General features: G+C 62.8%; 15 protein-coding genes and 1 pseudogene. 4 read left to right on the plus strand and 12 right to left on the minus strand.

Annotation, left to right across the window (positions count from 1 at the left end):
• Positions 1-126: 126 nt before the first annotated feature.
• Both ACLCGK_RS23240 and ACLCGK_RS23245 read left to right on the plus strand, forming a co-directional pair.
• The gene (locus ACLCGK_RS23240; protein ID WP_085720245.1) at positions 127-1,215 is read left to right on the plus strand and encodes a polyamine ABC transporter substrate-binding protein; all 1,089 of its coding nucleotides are present in this window, start codon (positions 127-129) and stop codon (positions 1,213-1,215) included.
• A 13-nt stretch (positions 1,216-1,228) separates the two neighbouring features.
• The gene (locus ACLCGK_RS23245; RefSeq protein ID WP_410953056.1) at positions 1,229-2,524 is read left to right on the plus strand and encodes an NAD(P)/FAD-dependent oxidoreductase; all 1,296 of its coding nucleotides are present in this window, start codon (positions 1,229-1,231) and stop codon (positions 2,522-2,524) included.
• A gap of 103 nt (positions 2,525-2,627) precedes the next feature.
• Here the strand turns inward: ACLCGK_RS23245 and ACLCGK_RS23250 are convergent.
• Positions 2,628-2,889, minus strand: a pseudogene (locus ACLCGK_RS23250) (helix-turn-helix domain-containing protein).
• 106 nt (positions 2,890-2,995) lie between these two features.
• On the opposite strand from ACLCGK_RS23250, the gene ACLCGK_RS23255 reads away from it, so the two are divergent.
• Complete coding sequence (locus tag ACLCGK_RS23255) at positions 2,996-3,673, plus strand: DUF3313 domain-containing protein (protein WP_025339019.1); 678 nt, start codon at positions 2,996-2,998, stop codon at positions 3,671-3,673.
• 140 nt (positions 3,674-3,813) lie between these two features.
• On the opposite strand, the gene ACLCGK_RS23260 is transcribed toward ACLCGK_RS23255, so the two are convergent.
• Complete coding sequence (locus ACLCGK_RS23260; protein WP_410953057.1) at positions 3,814-5,190, minus strand: L-serine ammonia-lyase; 1,377 nt, start codon at positions 5,188-5,190, stop codon at positions 3,814-3,816.
• A gap of 146 nt (positions 5,191-5,336) precedes the next feature.
• Between ACLCGK_RS23260 and ACLCGK_RS23265 the strand changes: the two genes are divergently transcribed.
• Positions 5,337-6,278, plus strand: a complete 942-nt coding sequence (locus ACLCGK_RS23265; protein ID WP_013972698.1) for a LysR substrate-binding domain-containing protein — start codon at positions 5,337-5,339, stop codon at positions 6,276-6,278.
• 170 nt (positions 6,279-6,448) lie between these two features.
• On the opposite strand, the gene ACLCGK_RS23270 is transcribed toward ACLCGK_RS23265, so the two are convergent.
• The 10 genes from ACLCGK_RS23270 to ACLCGK_RS23315 all read right to left on the minus strand — a co-directional run bounded on the left by ACLCGK_RS23270 (position 6,449) and on the right by ACLCGK_RS23315 (position 16,911).
• A complete protein-coding gene (locus tag ACLCGK_RS23270) occupies positions 6,449-7,870 on the minus strand; it encodes an undecaprenyl-phosphate glucose phosphotransferase (protein WP_024087158.1) in 1,422 nt (473 codons plus the stop codon).
• Positions 7,871-8,019: 149 nt separating this feature from the next.
• Positions 8,020-8,796: a WecB/TagA/CpsF family glycosyltransferase gene (locus ACLCGK_RS23275; protein WP_410953058.1), complete on the minus strand. Its 777-nt coding sequence runs from the start codon at positions 8,794-8,796 to the stop codon at positions 8,020-8,022.
• Entirely contained in the window at positions 8,796-9,983 is a 1,188-nt protein-coding gene (locus tag ACLCGK_RS23280; protein WP_410953059.1) for a glycosyltransferase family 2 protein, read from the minus strand. Before ACLCGK_RS23280 ends, ACLCGK_RS23275 begins: the two co-directional genes overlap by 1 nt.
• Positions 9,980-11,182, minus strand: coding sequence for a glycosyltransferase (locus tag ACLCGK_RS23285; protein WP_367245360.1), 1,203 nt, complete (start codon positions 11,180-11,182; stop codon positions 9,980-9,982). Before ACLCGK_RS23285 ends, ACLCGK_RS23280 begins: the two co-directional genes overlap by 4 nt.
• A 60-nt stretch (positions 11,183-11,242) precedes the next feature.
• Complete coding sequence (locus tag ACLCGK_RS23290) at positions 11,243-12,247, minus strand: VirK/YbjX family protein (RefSeq protein WP_410953060.1); 1,005 nt, start codon at positions 12,245-12,247, stop codon at positions 11,243-11,245.
• Positions 12,248-12,256: 9 nt separating this feature from the next.
• Positions 12,257-13,234, minus strand: a complete 978-nt coding sequence (locus tag ACLCGK_RS23295; RefSeq protein WP_024087159.1) for a glycosyltransferase family 2 protein — start codon at positions 13,232-13,234, stop codon at positions 12,257-12,259.
• A 5-nt stretch (positions 13,235-13,239) separates the two neighbouring features.
• Entirely contained in the window at positions 13,240-13,764 is a 525-nt protein-coding gene (locus ACLCGK_RS23300) for a serine O-acetyltransferase (protein ID WP_410953061.1), read from the minus strand.
• 8 nt (positions 13,765-13,772) lie between these two features.
• Positions 13,773-14,729, minus strand: coding sequence for a glycosyltransferase family 2 protein (locus ACLCGK_RS23305; RefSeq protein ID WP_015270408.1), 957 nt, complete (start codon positions 14,727-14,729; stop codon positions 13,773-13,775).
• Complete coding sequence (locus ACLCGK_RS23310; protein WP_024087161.1) at positions 14,722-15,339, minus strand: acyltransferase; 618 nt, start codon at positions 15,337-15,339, stop codon at positions 14,722-14,724. Before ACLCGK_RS23310 ends, ACLCGK_RS23305 begins: the two co-directional genes overlap by 8 nt.
• Positions 15,340-15,444: 105 nt before the next feature.
• Complete coding sequence (locus ACLCGK_RS23315) at positions 15,445-16,911, minus strand: FAD-dependent oxidoreductase (protein ID WP_410953062.1); 1,467 nt, start codon at positions 16,909-16,911, stop codon at positions 15,445-15,447.
• Positions 16,912-17,105 lie beyond the last annotated feature (194 nt).

Genomic DNA, 17,105 nt, shown 5'->3' on the forward strand with positions numbered 1-17,105 from the left:
AGCTCCCACAGGTACAGCGCAGGCTTCAGGTTCATGGAGAACCTGTGGGAGCTGGCTTGCCAGCGATGGGCTGCGAAGCAGTCCCTATACACCGAACTCCAAGAACAATACCAACGAGGTGTCCCCATGCGTCATCTGCAAGCCCTGATCCCTGCCGCATTCACCCTGCTGTTCGCCACCACTACCCAGGCCACTCCCTCGGTCAGCGTGTACAACTGGACCGACTACATCGGTGACACCACCGTGGCCGACTTCCAGGCCAGCAGCGGGATCAAGGTGGTCTATGACGTGTTCGACTCCAACGAAACACTGGAAGGCAAGCTGCTGGCCGGGCGCACCGGCTATGACGTAGTGGTGCCATCCAACCACTTCCTCGCACGCCAGGCACAAGCGGGTGCCTTCCTGCCGCTGGACCGCAGCAAGCTGCCGAACTGGCAGCACCTGGACCCCAAGCTGCTCAAGCAACTTGAACAGAACGACCCAGGCAACCAGTACGCCGTACCCTACCTGTGGGGTACCAACGGCATCGGCTACAACATCGACAAGGTCAAGGCGGCCCTGGGCGTCGACCATATCGATTCATGGGCGGTGCTGTTCGAGCCCGAGAACCTGAAAAAGCTCAAGCAATGCGGTGTGGCGTTCATGGACTCGCCCGATGAACTGTTCCCGGCCGTGCTCAACTACCTGGGCATGGACCCGCGCAGCGAGAAACCGGCCGACTACGCCAAGGCGGAAGCCCGCCTGCTCGAACTGCGCCCCTATATAACCTACTTCCACTCCTCCAAGTACGTTTCCGACCTGGCCAATGGCAATGTCTGCGTGGCCTTCGGCTACTCCGGCGACGTGTTCCAGGCCGCCAACCGCGCCGTGGAAGCGAAGAACGGGGTAAAGATCGCCTACAGCATTCCCAAGGAAGGCAGCAACCTGTGGTTCGACCTGCTGGCCATCCCCAAGGACGCCAACAACCCCGAACAAGCCCTGGCGTTCATCAACTACCTGCTCGACCCCAAGGTGATCGCCAAGGTCAGCGCCACGGTCGGATATGCCAATGCAAACCCCGATGCCCAGGCCTACATGGACGCATCGCTGGTAAACAACCCTGAGATCTACCCACCCCAGGACGTGCTGGACAAGCTGTACATCTCCAGCACGCCGAGCCCGAAGATCATGCGCGTCATGACCCGCTCCTGGAGCAAGATCAAGTCCAACCGCTGAGTCGAGAACGCCCATGTCTTTCACTACCCAACACACCGCTTCGTACTATGCCGCCACGGCACGCGATGCGGCGCCCTACCCCAGCCTGGACGGCGAGCTGAGCGCCGATGTGTGCGTGGTCGGCGGCGGGCTGACCGGGGTCAATACCGCCCTGGAACTGGCCGAGCGCGGCCTCTCGGTGGTGCTGCTGGAGGGCCGACGCATCGGCTGGGGTGCCAGCGGCCGCAATGGCGGCCAGCTGATTCGCGGCATCGGCCATGACGTCAGCGGCTTTGCCCGGCATGTCGGCCAGGACGGCGTGCACTACCTGAAACAGGCCGGCATCGATTCGGTAGCGCTGGTGGCCAGCCGTATCGCCCGGTACGGCATTGCCTGCGACCTGCGCTGGGGCTTCTGCGAACTGGCCAACACCCCTGCGCAGTTCGCCGCCTTCAAGGACGAACAGGACGATCTCGACGCACTCGGCTATCGCCCTGAAACCCGCCTGGTCAATGCCGACCGGCTGCATGAAATCGTTGCCAGCGACCAATACGCCGGCGGCCTGGTAGACATGGGCTCGGGCCACCTGCACCCGCTTGACCTGGTTCAGGGCGAAGCCCGCGCCGCCCACGGCCTGGGCGTACGCATCTTCGAGCAGAGCCCGGTGCTGCGCATCGAGCACGGCCCCCGCGTGACACTGCACACAGCCCGTGGCAAGGTGCGGGCAAGCAGCCTGGTGCTGGGCTGCAACGCCCACCTCGATGAACTGGAACCACGCCTGAGCGGCAAGGTGCTGCCGGCTGGAAGCTACGTGGTGGCTACCGAGCCATTGCCCGAGTCACTGGCCAGCAGCCTGATCCCGCAGAACATGGCGCTGTGCGACCAGAAAGTCGGCCTGGACTACTACCGCCTCACGGCAGACCGGCGCCTGCTGTTCGGCGGCGCCTGCCACTATTCCGGTCGCGACCCCAAGGACATCGCCGCCTACATGCGGCCCAAGGTGCTGAAGGTGTTTCCGCAACTGGCCAACGTGCGTATCGAATACCAGTGGGGAGGCATGATCGGCATCACCGCCAACCGCTTCCCCCAAGTCGGGCGCCTCAGCCAGCACCCCAATGTTTACTACGCCCAGGGCTATTCCGGGCATGGGCTGAACGTGACGCACTGGACGGCGAAACTGCTGGCCGAAAGCATCGCGCTCGGCCACAGCCAGGGGCTGGACGTGTTCAGCGCCGTGCCACACCTGACCTTCCCCGGCGGCAAGGCACTACGCTCGCCGCTGCTGGCGCTGGGGATGTTGTGGTATCGACTGCGGGAGGTGCTGGGTTGACGTGGCAGCGGGCTTGCCTGCGAATCGGAAGTTAAAGGAAATTTTTCAAAAATTGCCGTAATTCACTGTTTTGAAAGGACTTTCAAAAAACCAGACAAAGGACTCAAAGAAGAACCTGTAACCCTTTGTTTTTAATGATATTCAGCAGTTTCAAAGCCGGTCCCGATGGGCGGGTCTCGCCCTGCTCCCATTTGCGCACTGTCGATGCGCTCGTGTGCAAATGCATCGCAAAGACCGGCTGACTGAAGTTGAGTGCCTCGCGCAAACGGCGTATGTCCAGTGCGCTGAAATCTCGCACCGGTGCAGGGGCATGGCGCTTCGTAATCCCGAAGCGTGACCTTGCCGATCACTACGGCCTCGTGCAGGGATTACCGCAGCCAATTCCCACTACAGATTGAACCAGCCCACTGGCCAACTGTCGCGCACCTGCTAGCGTTGTTCTGGCCGACCTATCATGGATGCATCTTCATCATGAAATCATTGCCCCGCATCACCCTGTTGTGCGCCGCACTGCTTACCATGGCCGCTTGCTCCAGCAATCGCGTGGACCCAAAGGACTACTCCGGCTTCCTCAAGGATTACAGCCGGCTGCAGGAAACCAAGAGCCCGTCGGGTGACCCGGTGATGCGCTGGATCGACCCCAAGGTCAACGTCAACCAGTACAGCCAGGTGTTCATCGAGCCCAGCCAGTTCTACCCCAGGCCGCAGCCGACGGCGGTCATCTCGGCGCAGACGCTGCAGGAAATCACCCGCTACTTCAACGAAGCGCTGCGCCGTGAAATGGGCAGCGTGGTACCGCTGGCCAAGGGCCCCGGCCCGGGCGTGATCGTGGTGCGCCCGGCCATCACTGCGGTGTCCACCAGCAACGAGGGTCTCAAGCCTTATGAGGTCATCCCTATCGCGCTGATTTCAGCCGGTGTGAACACCGCCATGGGCGGCCGTGACCAAGAGGTGGATGTCGGCGTGGAAGCTGCGTTCCTCGATGGTGCCAGTCAGAAAGTGCTGGCCCAGGTCGTGCGCAAGGGCACGGGGCAGGATCTGGAGAACAAGACCACGCAACTGACCCTGAATGACGTCAAGCCGGTGCTGGATGGCTGGGCCAAGGACATGCGCGCGAGTTTCCTGGAAGCGAAGCAGAAAGCCCGCTAAAGCCTCACTGGTCCATGTAGGAGCGGCCTTGTGTCGCGATGGGGCGCGGAGCGGCCCCAGATCCACGTATTCAAGCTGAAATCGCTGGGGCTGCTTCGCAGCCCTTTCGCGACACAAGGCCGCTCCTACAGTTGACCGCGTCAGCACTCTACGAAGGCAACAGCCAGGCCGCCACGCGAGGTCTCCTTGTAGTTTGCATGCATGTCCGCCCCGGTATCACGCATGGTGCGGATCACCCGGTCGAGCGAGATGAAGTGCTCGCCATCCCCTCGCAACGCCATCTGCACGGCGTTGATCGCTTTCACCGCAGCAATCGCGTTGCGCTCGATACACGGCACCTGCACCAGGCCGCCGACAGGGTCGCAGGTCAGCCCAAGGTTATGCTCCAGGGCAATCTCGGCGGCATTTTCCAGCTGCGGCGGCGTAGCGCCCAGCACCTGGGCAAGGCCGGCAGCGGCCATCGAACAGGCCGAACCTACCTCGCCCTGGCAACCAACCTCGGCCCCGGAAATCGACGCATTCTTCTTGCACAGGATACCGACCGCCGCTGCCGCCAGCAGGAAGTCCACCACGTCCGCGTCGCACGCCCCCGGGTTGAACTTCATGTAGTAATGCAGCACCGCCGGGATGATGCCGGCAGCACCATTGGTAGGTGCTGTGACCATGCGCCCGCCGGCGGCATTCTCTTCATTCACCGCAAGGGCGAACAGGTTGACCCATTCCATGGCGCTGAGGGTGGAACCGATCACGTTGGGCTTGCCCAGCTCCTGCAGGCTGCGATGCAGCCGCGCCGCACGGCGCTTGACGTGCAACCCGCCCGGCAGGATGCCTTCATTGCGCAGGCCATTGTCGACGCATTCACGCATGGCACCCCAGATCCGCAGCAGGCCCTCGCGTACCTCGGCCTCAGGGCGCCAGGCGCATTCGTTGGCCATCATCAGCTGCGCCACACTCAAGCCATGGCCCTTGCACAAGGCTAGCAATTGCGCAGCGCTGTCGAACTCGTACGGCAGCACCACCGCGTTCGCTTCGAGCGCTGGCGCGTCGATCTCGGCTTGCTCGACGATAAAACCACCGCCCACCGAATAGTAGGTCTGGCGCAACAGGCTGCCCTGCCCGTCCATGGCTTCCAGGCTCATGGCATTGGGGTGATACGGCAGGTTCTCGTCGAGCAGCAGCATGTCGCGGCTGTACTCGAACGCCAGCGGGTGGCTGCCATCGAGCATCAGGCAGTGCTCCTGCATCACCTGGCCAATGCGCGACTCGATGGTGGCCGGGTCGATGCGGTCCGGCCACTGGCCCATCAGGCCGAGCAGGCAGGCGCGATCGGTCGCATGGCCAACCCCGGTTGCCGACAGCGACCCGTACAACCGCACCTCGACACGGCTTGCCCGGGCCAGCAGCCCCTGTTCGCGCAGGGCCTGGGCAAAGGTAGCCGCCGCCCGCATCGGGCCGACGGTGTGGGAACTGGACGGCCCGATGCCGATTTTGAAAAGGTCGAAAACACTGATAGCCATGCTAATGCCTGACCGTGCCCGGGTATGAAGCCGCAGCGCGGTTATCTGGAGAAATTGAGCGATATTGCGATTTTGCGCGATACTGCCGCGCTGGCTCACGGATGACCAACGAAACTTCCTAAGCAAGGCTTTAGTGGTACTAAACGATGCGACGACAACTCAATGGCCAGACGTTCGTCTGGCTACACGTGTTCGCCTGTGCGGCCCGGCACTTGTCCTTCACCCGCTGTGCCGAAGAGCTGCACATTACCCCGGGCGCTGTCAGCCAACAGATGCGCCAGCTGGAGGAACGCCTGGGCTACCAACTGTTCCTGCGTCGGGCACGTGGTGTGGAACTGAGCGCCGAAGGGCAACGCCTGGCACAGACGGTGACCGAAGCCTACGGCAGCATCGAAGCCGAACTGCTGCGCCTGGATGCAGGTGAGATCCGCGGCACCTTGCGCCTGCGCTCGATCCCGTCGTTCCTGGCCAAATGGCTCACGCCTCGCCTTCCGCGCTTTCAACAACGATACCCGGACATCGAGTTGCGTCTGGTGGCCGAAGACAGTGCCCAGGCGTTGACCCCGGGCGATTTCGACCTGGCCATCGACCTGAACGATGGCAGCTACCCCGGCATGCTCTCGACACCACTGCTGGACGAGCAGATCTTCCCCGTGTGCTCCCCCACCTTGCTGCGCGGGCGCCCGCCGCTGCACGGGCCGGCGGATCTTGTGCACTACCCGCTGCTGCACGACATTACGGCCTGGCGCGGCAGTTCGGAATATGCCGAATGGGAGTTCTACCTGGAGGGCATCGGCGCCGCCGGCCTGGATGTGCGGCGCGGGCATACCTTCAACCGCAACCACCTGACCATCGAGGCGGCGATTGCCGGCATTGGCGTGGCGATCGCCCGACGCACGCTGCTCAACGACGAACTGGAGCGCGGCGCACTGATCGTGCCGTTCGGGGTGCCTATCGCCAATCACAAGCGCTATGTAGTGCATTACCCACCGGGCGGGCTTAACCAGCCGGGGGCGCGGGCGGTGCATGACTGGCTGGTGGAGGAAGCGCGGGGGTTCAGGGAGTTGCACCCGCTGAACAAGGACTAGGCCAGCCAATTACGCTTGCACGCTGCAAATGACTCATTGAATTGGCAGGGACCCTGTAGGAGCGGCTTTAGCCGCGAACACCGGCGCAGCCGGTGCCATGCACCGCGTTGGATTTTTCGCGGGTAAACCCGCTCCCACAGGGTGCGCAGAGCGCTTGCGAGATTTGTGCGTCAGTAGGCCTGCTTGCCGGTAAACGCATTCAACGTGCGCACCAGAATCACGAAATCCAGCCACAGCGACCAGTTGTTGATGTACTCGATGTCCGAGTCCACCCGCTGGATCATCTGTTCGATATCCCTGGTTTCGCCCCTGAACCCACGCACCTGCGCCAGGCCGGTCATGCCAGGCTTGATATTGTGGCGAGCGAAGTAGTCGACGATGTCCTGCGAATACAGCGTGTCATGCTGCAACGCATGCGGCCGCGGCCCTACCAGCGACATCTCCCCGGTCAGCACATTGAACAACTGCGGCAGTTCATCGAGGCTGGTGCGGCGGATAAAGGCGCCGACCCGGGTCAGCCGTGGGTCATCCCTCTGCGCCTGCTTCACCACGCCATCTTCCGGCTGGTGGACATGCATGCTCCTGAACTTCCAGATACGGAACGCTTCCCCCGTCCAGCCGGTGCGCTCCTGACGGAAGAAAACCGGGCCGCGGCTATCGAGCTTGATGGCCAGCGCAACGGCCAGCAACACCGGCGATGCCAGCAGCAGGATCAGCGCCGCCAACACCCTGTCCTCGAGGTTCTTCAAGAACAGGCTCATGCCCGTCAGCGGTGTTTCCGACAAGGTCAGCACAGGTATGCCGGCAATTTCCCGCACACTGTGATTGATCAGGCGCAACGAGAAGATATCCGGTACCCAGTTCACCGCGATGCACTTGTCGAGCAACTTGAAATACACATCGTTGATGACCTCGGAACCGCCCAGCGGGGTCACCAGGTACACTGTGCGAATGCCATGGCGGGCCACGATATCGTCGAGCTCGGCAACATGCCCGAGCACCGGCATGCGCTGCTTTCCTTCGGCACTTTCGCGCCCCGGCTCATCGGCATTGTCGATCAGCACGCAACCCAGCACGCGTTCGCCGAACCAGGGGTTGTTGCTGATTTTCTGATACAGGAAGTTGGCTAGATCACCGGCACCAATGATCAGGGCGTTGTCCAGGCGTGCATGGGCGGTGAAGCGCTTTTGCAATTCGCGCACGGCAAAGTGCAGGAACAACTGGGCGATGTAGCCAATGATGAACAACTGCACGACCAGCAGTCGCGAATAGGTTTCGCTCTGTTTGGCCAGGAAGGCCATGACCACCAGGAAGCAAAAGGTTGCCGACCAGGCCTTGAACAGCCGGAAAGCCTTGATGGAAAGCCCGACGTTGGTACGGTAGATCGCATAGTGATCGTAGATGACTGCCAGGGCGCCAACCAGCAACAGCAGCATGATCACGTAATCGGAAGTGATGTAGCCAAACTGGTCGTAGATCAGGTACCAGGCAATGCCGATGACTGCAATTCCATCGAGGCCGGCCTGAATGGCGTTACTTACGCTGCTTCTTCTCTGCAGTAAGGAACGACTGCTTCTGGGCTCTAAGACCATTTCAGACCTCATCAATTTGCGTGCAGCAAATGCCTTCCACCAACAAGCAAGCCTTGACAACGGCTCATGCAAAGCCCGTGGAGCAAAATCCTGCAGCCGCAAGCCATTGATCAAACTGTAGCAGCCATCCGCCATCAGCGAACCCGGAATCACCGCTCGGGCGGATTCTGACGCTCATACGGTGTGCCTGGCCGTCCCCCGTCGCAGCGGAACAGCAGGGTACGCACCAGGAACAACGGGTTGCCCACAACATAACGAATGAACAAACGCTTCGGCTCGCGCAACAGCCGGTATAGCCACTCCCCACCCAACCGCCGCAACCACTCGGGCGCCCGGCTGACCTTGCCGCCGAGAAAATCCAGGATCGCGCCGCCACACACGATCAGGCACGGCCCCCCAGCTGCCGCCAGCCTTGCGGCCACAACCTCCTGCCTGGGCATTCCCATGCCCAGCACGATCAGCTCAGGTTGCAACTCCCTGGCCAGTTGCAGGTAGGTATCGACGCTGGCAAAGCCATCGTGGACCGACACCGGCACCACCCCGAATGTGGCTGTGCTTCGTTGCACGGCCTGGTCCAGGTACGGCTGTCGGGTGCCCCAGAACGCAACCCGCCGCCCACGGTAGGCAGCCAGAAGCCTTGGAATGAAGTCGGTGCCATTCATGTTGAGCCCTGGCTCAAGCCCCAGCCGGCGATACAGGATCGCCAGGCCGGAACCATCGCGCAGCAGTACGTCGGCCGCTGACAATGCCTGGTGGCAGGCGCCATCACGAATCACCAGGTTCATTGCATGGGCATTGACGAAGCCCAGCACGGTCGCGGCTTTCGGGGCGCAGAGCCTGTCCAGCAGGCGCTGCGCGGCAGTGGCATCCGGCACCACTTCGAGCTTGCCGACAAGGGTGTTCCAGCGTTCTTGCCAATGAGCCATCAGTCTTCATCCCGTTTCGAACGTACCCATTCAACCTGTCGCTTGATCAGGAAGCGCAGATACAAGGGGAGCTTCCTTGCGGCGTAGAACGGCGCGTACAGCAGCACGGAGAACGGGATCAGTTCGCGACAGAAACGCGCCCAGGCCACTGCGACGGCAAGGCCGAGCAATGCCAGCGCGCAAAGGGCGATCCACGCAGGTGCCGCCAGGCCGAACAGCAGGTACGCCAGCCAGGCCACCAGGTTTAGGCCGAGCAAGGCCAGCACCAGCAACGCCAGCGGCGGCACCAGCAGGTCCAGGGTCATGGCCAGCAAGCTGCCGTTACGCTGGGTGATTGCCGCCAGCGCACGCTTGGGCGCATCGGCCAGCATCAGGCTCAGGTGCCCATGTTCCCAGCGGGTGCGCTGGCTGCCCAGGCCTTGCTGGCTGGCAGGGAACCGGCTGCTGACTACGGCCTCGGGGCAGAACACTGGCGGCTTGCCCTGCTGGCACAGGTCCAGGCCCAGCTTCACATCTTCCACCAGGTGCCCGTTGGCCAGGTCGATCAAGGTCAGGTCACGCCAGCCGAATGCCATGCCGGCGCCCATCAACTGGCATGGCAGGCCCAGCCGCGCCCAACCACGCGGGCGCACCAGGTTCTTGACCCGCCAGGCGAACTCGGCAACCTGCACTGTCAGCCCAGCCCCTGCCGGTGCGTACATCAGGTACAGCGCCTGCACCGGGCGAGCGACTTCTCGGTAACGCCGCGCCAGGCGCTCGATTGCCCCCTCGCCCACCTGGCAGTCGGCATCCACCACGATCACCACCTCGGGCGGCTGATCGGCCAGGTGGCGCACGCCAAAGTCCAAGGCGTAGCCCTTGCCGCGCAACCGTGCATCGTGGCGCTCCACCACTTCGGCACCCGCCTCGCGCGCCAGTTGCGCGGTGTCGTCAGTGCAGTTGTCCGCCACCACCAGCAAGCGGTCGCCAGGCCGCAACTGCGGGGCAATGCTCGCCAGCGTGGCACCAATTATCGAAGCCTCGTCGTGAGCTGGCACCAGCACTGCCACCTGCGGACGGGCGGTGTTGCCCATCGGCTGCGCGCGTGCAGGCAAGCAGGCCATCAGCACCTGCACCAACAGCAGCAGCACCGGAAACAGGACGATGGCCGCCAGCATGCCCAGTATCCAAGCCAATACACTCATCATGCGGATGCCTTGAAATAGCTGGCCAGCCTGGCCGCCTCGGTATCGATGTCATGCCGTTGCAGCACACGCTGGCGTGCCGCCTCGCCCATGCGCTGCAGCACTTCGGCAGGTTGTGCCAGGCAATCGGCCATGGCCGCTGCCAGCTCGTCCACGGCGCCGGCAGGGAACAACCAGCCGTTTTCGCCCGGCCGCACCAGCTCGGGAATGCCTGCCACATAGGTGGTCAGCACTGGCCTGCGCAAGGCCATCGCCTCCATGATCACCACCGGCAAACCTTCGGCAAAGCTGGGCAGCACCAGCGCACGCGCCGCCAGGATTTCCTCGCGCACCTGTGCGCTGCTGATCCAGCCGGTGATGCGCACCTGCTGCTGCAAGCCATGCCGGGCGATCAACGCCTCGACCTGGCCACGCATTTCACCGTCGCCGGCCAGCACCAGTTCGAAAGCGATCGACCGGGCGGCCAGTACTCGCGCGGCCTCGAGCAGCAGCAGCTGGCCTTTCTGCTCGCACAGGCGGCCGACGCACACCAGGCGCGGCGCCGTGGGCACGCCAACCGGCGCCACCTCATGGAAACTGCGCTCGAGGCCGCAATGCACCACCTTCACCTTGGCCCAGTGGTCGTGTGCCACCCAGCGAAACAACTGGCTGCGCCCGTACGAGCTGACCGCCGCAACAAATGCGGCACGCCGCACCTTCTCGCCCATGTGCAGAAACTGCGGCTTGTCGAACTCCTCCGGCCCGTGCACGGTAAAGCTGTAGGCCGGCCCGCCCAGCACATTGGCCAGCATCACCACCTCGGTGGAATTGGTGCCGAAATGTGCATGCACATGTCTTGCCTCGCCAGCCTGCAACCATTGCAGTACCTGGCAGGCCTCGGCCAGGTAGACCAGGTGGTAGGGCCAGGCGCGGTCGGCCCGCAAGCCAACGCGCATGGCCAACTGCAGCGCCCGGAAGAACCGGCGCGGCTGTGCCCGCAGCACTTGCCAGGCCGGTGCCAGCAACCCCTTGATGCCATGCTGCAGCACATAGCGGGTCTTGGCCCGTTCGCTCGCGTCGTCGGCATCCTGCAACTCGGCGTCCCACCCGCGCAGGGCAATACGCTGCACCTCTACCCCCTGGCGCTCCAGCGCCAGGATCTCGCGGCGGATGAAACTGTGGCTGACCTTCGGGTACTGGTTTATGAAGTAAGCAATGCGCATAGAAATCCAGATCAAGACCCGCGTAGTGAACATTCAGACCTGCCGCGGCAGGGCTGGCGATTACTTCAGGCTGTCGACTACCGGCGGCCGGCGCCCCGCCGATGCCATCTCGTCAGATACATCCCCCTGTTCCCCTTGTAGTCCAAGGTTGTGACCGCTGCCTGGCAACACGGCCTGCAAGCGGGCGAAAACATCGTCGAGCAGCACCTGGCGGCGGCGGTACATTGCCCGTTTCTTCGCCGGAATATCCTGTTCCGCCCGCTGTACCGCAGCCAGCGGAAGGGCGAAGAAGTCAGCATGGCTCGATGCAGTAGCACCGTGTTCCAGCCAGATCACATCATAATTGGCCGCCAGGTCGTGGCCTTTGTCGCTGCCAAAATACGCGTGCCGATGGTGGCGGCAGGCATCACGGACGGCATACAGGTGCGCCACGTCCAGGGTCCTGGCCAGGCACTTCAATGCCTCGAGCAACAGGCTGCGCGGGCGCAGCCCTTCGAAGTCCTTGGTCAGGTCGCGGTAGATGGCCAGTGAGGTTTCGCTGTCGATACCCTTGTGGATGCCCTGCACGGCACCAATGAACAGGCACAGTTCGCCCTGGCTGCGGCACAGGCTGAATGCCAGGGATGCCACGCGCAGGTCGCTCTGGAACAGGTTCAATACCAACTCGCCTTCGCGCTTGAACCAGATCGGTCGGTCCAAAACCAGACGACAACCCGGCGAATGGCTGGACAGCTCGCACAACGTCAGGCTTTCGTCCCGCCCCAGCAGCAACAGCGCCGGAAACTGCCCGGCCAGCACTTCGAAGTGCGAAGCCACCACCTCCAGGCGCTGCGGGGCTTCCCAGCATTTGCTGAGGTAAGGCCACTGCACGACACCGATGCAATCCACCCCTAGCCGCTGCAAGCCTTGCTGGCCCAACGCCGCCGTCATGCGCTGCAGGAAGGCATTCAGTTCAGGCCATTGCCTGGCAATCTGCAGCGCCAACCTGTACTTGTTGTTCAGCGCCCGCAACGAGTAGCCCGGTTGCAAGGTAAACACGCTTTTGACGATCGTACCGAGCATCATGGGCCTCTCTCACTTGTACTCGATCAACGTCGATTTGCCGGCCGCGATGCGGTGGCGCAGGAACTTCAGTTGCCCGAGCATTTCCGGGAACTTGCCCAATACCAGAAACACCGCCTGTAGCCAGTTCTCCCTCACCGACTTGCCACCACGGCGGGCCAGGCGTACGGCCTGCAGCGGGTAGACCGCCAGCAACAGCAGGCCCCAGCCGCCCAGCAGCAGGCAGGCCAGCACGATTACCACGGGGATGCCCAGACCCCACAGCCAAGCCCGGCGCGATTCGCGCAACCAGTGCCGCTCGGGTGGCTGACCATGCAGGTAAGCCCCTTCGGCATAGGCGTGGCCAGCGCGCAGGCTACGCCGCCACCACTGGCTGAAACGGGTCATGCCGGCGTCGTGCAGGGTCATCTCGGCGTCCAGGCGCCAGACTTTCCAGCCCTTTGCCCGTAGGCGCACGCACAACTCGGGCTCCTCTCCGGCAATCAGCTCGGGGCGAAAGCCGCCGACGGCGGCAAAGGCATCTGCTCGCATCAGGGCATCGCCACCACACGCCTTGGCCTCGCCAATGGGGGTGTCCCACTCCAGGTCACACAACAGGTTGTACACCGACCGCTGGGGGAAGCGCTCGCGTCGGCGGCCACACACCACAGCCACGTCGGGGTGGTCATCGAGAAACGCCTGCGCCGCGGCCAGCCAGCCGCCATCCACCTCGCAATCGCCATCGACGAACTGCACCCGTTGCAGCGACGGCAACCGCCGTTGCAAGGCGAGAAAGCCTTCGTTGCGCGCGCGTGCGGCAGTGAACGGGGTGTCCATGTCCAGCGCCAATACCTCTACCCCCAGGCTGCGAGCCAGGTGCGGTGAACCATCGGTAGAGCCGGAGTCGACGTACATGATCTTGTCCGTACCCTGTAGCAGCGAACGCAGGCAACGCTCCAGGCGCAGGCCTTCGTTGCGGCCAATCACCACCACACCGATGCCGCTCGCCATGGGCCTCACTCGACGGGCGCCGTGGCGGCCGGTTGCCTGGCCTTGATGATGGCCGGCACCCCCACCGCCAGCGAATTGTCCGGCACATCCACCAGCACCACGGCGTTGGCACCGATGATCACGTCGTTGCCGATACGGATGCTTCCCAGCACCTTGGCCCCGGTGCCAATATCGACGTTGTTGCCGAACACTGGTGCAATCGGCTCATCGACGTTCTTCAGGCCCACCACTACCCCGTTGCGGATGCGGCAGTCATCGCCAAACCGGGCATAGCCGCTGACTACGATGCCGCCAAAATGGTCGATGACGAAGTTGCGGCCGATCACCACCTCGCACGGCAGCTCCACACCCGTGATGATCTGCACGAACTTGAACAGGACCTTGTAGATGAGCGAAAACAGTTTTCGCAGCAGTGTCGGGCGCACCCCATAGCGCCAGCGGCCGAAGCGGTACACCAGCAATACCCAGAAGCCCTGGGCGCCCCAGTCGCCACCATGGGCACGCAGGTCGGCACGTACATTCTCGAACATGGCTCCACCTACCTTGTCGGTTGGCTGGCGTACCGGGTCTTGAACAACAGAGACCAGGTCGCCCGGCAGTGACGCCAGCAGGCCTGTATTGCGCCCAGACCGCGTCGTTTCAACAGCGCCTTGAGTGCCAGTACCAGGTCGCCCAAGGTGACCAGCAGCATGTGCAGGGCAAGGCCCGCCAGCCCGTGATGCTTGCGGAAGTACAGCAGCTCGCTTTCGATCTGGTATGACGAGATCTGTCGGCTGGCCGCCTCCAGTTCGGCCACCGATCTGGAGCTTTCCCCTCCGATGTGCACCACCGTGGTATGCGGGTAGAACACCACCTTCCAGCCTGCAGCCTTCACCCGCTTGCAGTGGTCGACCTCCTCGTAATAAAGAAAGTAGCGCGGGTCGAACAGGCCCACCTGGTCGAGCACTTCGCGGCGCACCAGGTAGAAGCAGCCAGGCAGCCAGTCGCACTCGCGGACCGAAGCGTGGTCCCAATCCATTTCGTCGACCATTTTCAAGCCCGGGAAGAAGCGCCCCAGCCCGGTACGCCCGACGAACACGTTGAACGGTGTGGGGAAGTAGCGGCAACTGGGCTGCAGGGCGCCGTCGCGTCCCTCCAGGCGGACCCCCAGCACACCGCACTCCGGGTGGGCTTCCATGTAGTCGAGGGTTTTCTGCAGTGAATCGGTGGCGACAAAGGCGTCGGTGTTCAGCAGCAAGGCGTACTTGCCCTTCAGGTGCGCCAGCAACTGGTTGTTGGCCCGGCCGAACCCCACGTTCTGCTTGTTGCTCAGCAGCAGCGCCTGCGGGCATACCTCGGCCATGCGCTGCAGCGAGTCATCGGCGGAGGCATTGTCCACCACCAGGTAGCTGGCCAGCCGTTCGCTGTCGGCCCGACGCAGTGCATCGAACATCGGCTGCAGCAGCCCGGCCGTGTTGAAGTTGACCACCATGACGTCCACAGGTTTGCTAGCCATTGTTGCCGTCCCCGAAGAAATACTGGCGCCTTTGCGCCATCAGCTGCGGCTCCAGTTGCGGGTCGTAGGCACCATTGCGCTGCTTGACCAGGTCGATCCATGGGTAGGCTTCGCAACGTGCCTCAACCCGCTTGATCAACGCCTCGGTGGTGCATATGAACTCTGCAGGGTTGCCACCGAACACCGTGCCCGGCGGCACATCCTTGGTCACCACGGCACCGGCGGCCACGATCGACTCAGGCCCGATGGTGACGCGAGGCATGACGATTGCACCGTGGCCGATGAAGCAGTTGTCCTTGATGTCGATGAAACCGACCGAATCCAGGTGCTTGCCGAAGCGATGTTCGATCAGCAATACCACCCCGTCATGACCGATCAGGGTGCAGTCGGACAGCCCCACACTGTTGCCGATGCGAACCAGCGAAGGGTCGAGGAACTTGCAGCCTGTATTGACATAGAAGTTGCTGCCTACCGAGTGGAAGTTGCCCCAGCGGGCAAGGTATGCCCCCCACTCAAGCCCTGACGGCTTGCAGAACCTCCTGTAGAAGGAGCTTCCTCGCCCCGTTGCATGGACATAGTGCGCCACTGCCTTGCGTATCCATCCCTTCATTCTGCCAGCCTCGCAATCAAAGCCATCTGGACTGTCCCTGAGGCGCATCCGGTCTCGTTCTTGTGGGTGCTGACCGTCGCGCACTCAACCCGTTTACAACATGCATCACCCCACGGCGTCGCTGGCCGCGCTCAGCCTGGCATCGAGGTGGTCGGCCAGGCGTACCGCAAACTGCAGCAGCGGCATGGTCGGATTGCAAGCGCCGCCCGTGGCAAAGATGCTGCTGCCGGCGACATAAAGATTTTCGGTACCGAACACCTTGCAGTTGGTATCGACAACACCAAACTGCGCTGAAGACGCCATGCGCGTGGTCCCCATGTGATGGGCATGTGGCGACAACTTCAGCGGTATCGAAGTGTCGTAAACGAAGTCATTGAGCTTGATGTAGCCCAGGTCCATGGCAACCCACTGCTTGGCCAGCTCGCTTCCGATGCACTTGATGGTGTGCCGGTCATCAGCGGTCAGGGCCCAGTTGACATTGACCTTGGCCACGCCCAGTGCGTCCTTCTCCTCCAGCAGCGAAATACGGCTGTGCAGGTTGGGAAACTGCTCGATCATGGTGCTGATGACGCCATCACCGGGGCAGTTGAACTTGGCCACGAAGGCGATCTTGCTGGCTACTCCCATGTCGCAGACCAGGTTCTCCAGAAAATGCTTCACCTCGGCAGTACGACCATAGGTTTGCACATCAGCCAGCAAGGCGGCCCTGACGTTGCCCTTGCCTGCCTTGTACTCCTCAACGAAGGCATCGGTGGTGTAGTACTCGCGCGGATCAGGGGCCAGCCCCGAGTTGAGGATGAAGGTGCCCAGGTCAATGTTCAGATGCTCCATGAAACACCCACCGACCAGCCCGTCCTTGCTCACTATCCCCGCCGCCGCCAACGACTCGCTGTTGAGCAGTTGCCGGGCATTCTCGATGGCACCTGTAGCGAGTACGAAGTTTCTTGCAACCAGGCGCTGGCGATTGCACTCGTAATCGGAAAGCACGACTGCAGCCAAGTGACCGGAGGCCTGGTCGAACTCCAGGTTCACGCAATTGCAGTTGATGAATACGTCCAGGCCCTGGGTCTGCTCCAGGGCCGTGGCGTACTTCTGCGCAAAGCGCGTTGGCGGGCTGAGCAGAAAGCGGTCCGGTTCGAAGTCACCGCCGTCGAGGCCATCATTCAACGCGCGAAAGTCCGCCCCTGGCGGCAGGTCGACGATATCCATGGCAGCAGGCAGGTAGCCTGCGATCTCCGAATAAGGAATGGGCCAGCCAGGCAAGTCGCCAATGGGGGGAACTGCGAAGTCCGAGGGGCTGAACGGCCGGCAACGGCCGGCCCAATGGTTGGATGTGCCGCCCAGATAACGCAGGCGAGCTTCCCCGGCATACAGCTCCAGGCCAGTGGATGCACAGGTGTACAAGGCTTGCGAGTTCGCCGAGTACTCGCGCCCGCCACCTTCGGCAAGCAGGACGCTCCAGCCGGCGGCGGCCAGGCGCAGGCCCAGGGTGATACCGGCCGGGCCGGCGCCGATGATGCAGACATCGTAACTGTCGCGCAGCGCCTTCTGCTGCTGATAGTCCCTGATCATGCGTGCTCGTTCCGGAAGTAACGGGACGGCAGTACCCAGCCGTTGATCACCACGAACCCAGGCCTGCCAGCAGGTTGGCTGGTGATGGCTGGCGTAGCAGCGAACACCACACCACCTACACCCAGCAAGACACAACTCTGGAGAAACCCCCTACGACCCAATTGCGCAGTACAAAACGTAAACTTCCCCATGAT

The sequence above is a fragment of the Pseudomonas sp. S1(2024) genome, assembly GCF_046557535.1.

Bases quoted from the DNA above. Each gene is read 5' to 3' on its own strand.
- ACLCGK_RS23315 (WP_410953062.1), bottom strand. From the start codon at position 16,911: ATGATCAGGGACTATCAGCAGCAGAAGGCGCTGCGCGACAGTTACGAT.
- ACLCGK_RS23285 (WP_367245360.1), bottom strand. From the start codon at position 11,182: ATGCGCATTGCTTACTTCATAAACCAGTACCCGAAGGTCAGCCACAGT.
- ACLCGK_RS23305 (WP_015270408.1), bottom strand. From the start codon at position 14,729: ATGGCTAGCAAACCTGTGGACGTCATGGTGGTCAACTTCAACACGGCC.
- ACLCGK_RS23240 (WP_085720245.1), top strand. From the start codon at position 127: ATGCGTCATCTGCAAGCCCTGATCCCTGCCGCATTCACCCTGCTGTTC.
- ACLCGK_RS23255 (WP_025339019.1), top strand. From the start codon at position 2,996: ATGAAATCATTGCCCCGCATCACCCTGTTGTGCGCCGCACTGCTTACC.
- ACLCGK_RS23245 (WP_410953056.1), top strand. From the start codon at position 1,229: ATGTCTTTCACTACCCAACACACCGCTTCGTACTATGCCGCCACGGCA.
- ACLCGK_RS23260 (WP_410953057.1), bottom strand. From the start codon at position 5,190: ATGGCTATCAGTGTTTTCGACCTTTTCAAAATCGGCATCGGGCCGTCC.
- ACLCGK_RS23265 (WP_013972698.1), top strand. From the start codon at position 5,337: ATGCGACGACAACTCAATGGCCAGACGTTCGTCTGGCTACACGTGTTC.
- ACLCGK_RS23270 (WP_024087158.1), bottom strand. From the start codon at position 7,870: ATGGTCTTAGAGCCCAGAAGCAGTCGTTCCTTACTGCAGAGAAGAAGC.
- ACLCGK_RS23310 (WP_024087161.1), bottom strand. From the start codon at position 15,339: ATGAAGGGATGGATACGCAAGGCAGTGGCGCACTATGTCCATGCAACG.
- ACLCGK_RS23275 (WP_410953058.1), bottom strand. From the start codon at position 8,796: ATGGCTCATTGGCAAGAACGCTGGAACACCCTTGTCGGCAAGCTCGAA.
- ACLCGK_RS23280 (WP_410953059.1), bottom strand. From the start codon at position 9,983: ATGATGAGTGTATTGGCTTGGATACTGGGCATGCTGGCGGCCATCGTC.
- ACLCGK_RS23300 (WP_410953061.1), bottom strand. From the start codon at position 13,764: ATGTTCGAGAATGTACGTGCCGACCTGCGTGCCCATGGTGGCGACTGG.
- ACLCGK_RS23290 (WP_410953060.1), bottom strand. From the start codon at position 12,247: ATGATGCTCGGTACGATCGTCAAAAGCGTGTTTACCTTGCAACCGGGC.
- ACLCGK_RS23295 (WP_024087159.1), bottom strand. From the start codon at position 13,234: ATGGCGAGCGGCATCGGTGTGGTGGTGATTGGCCGCAACGAAGGCCTG.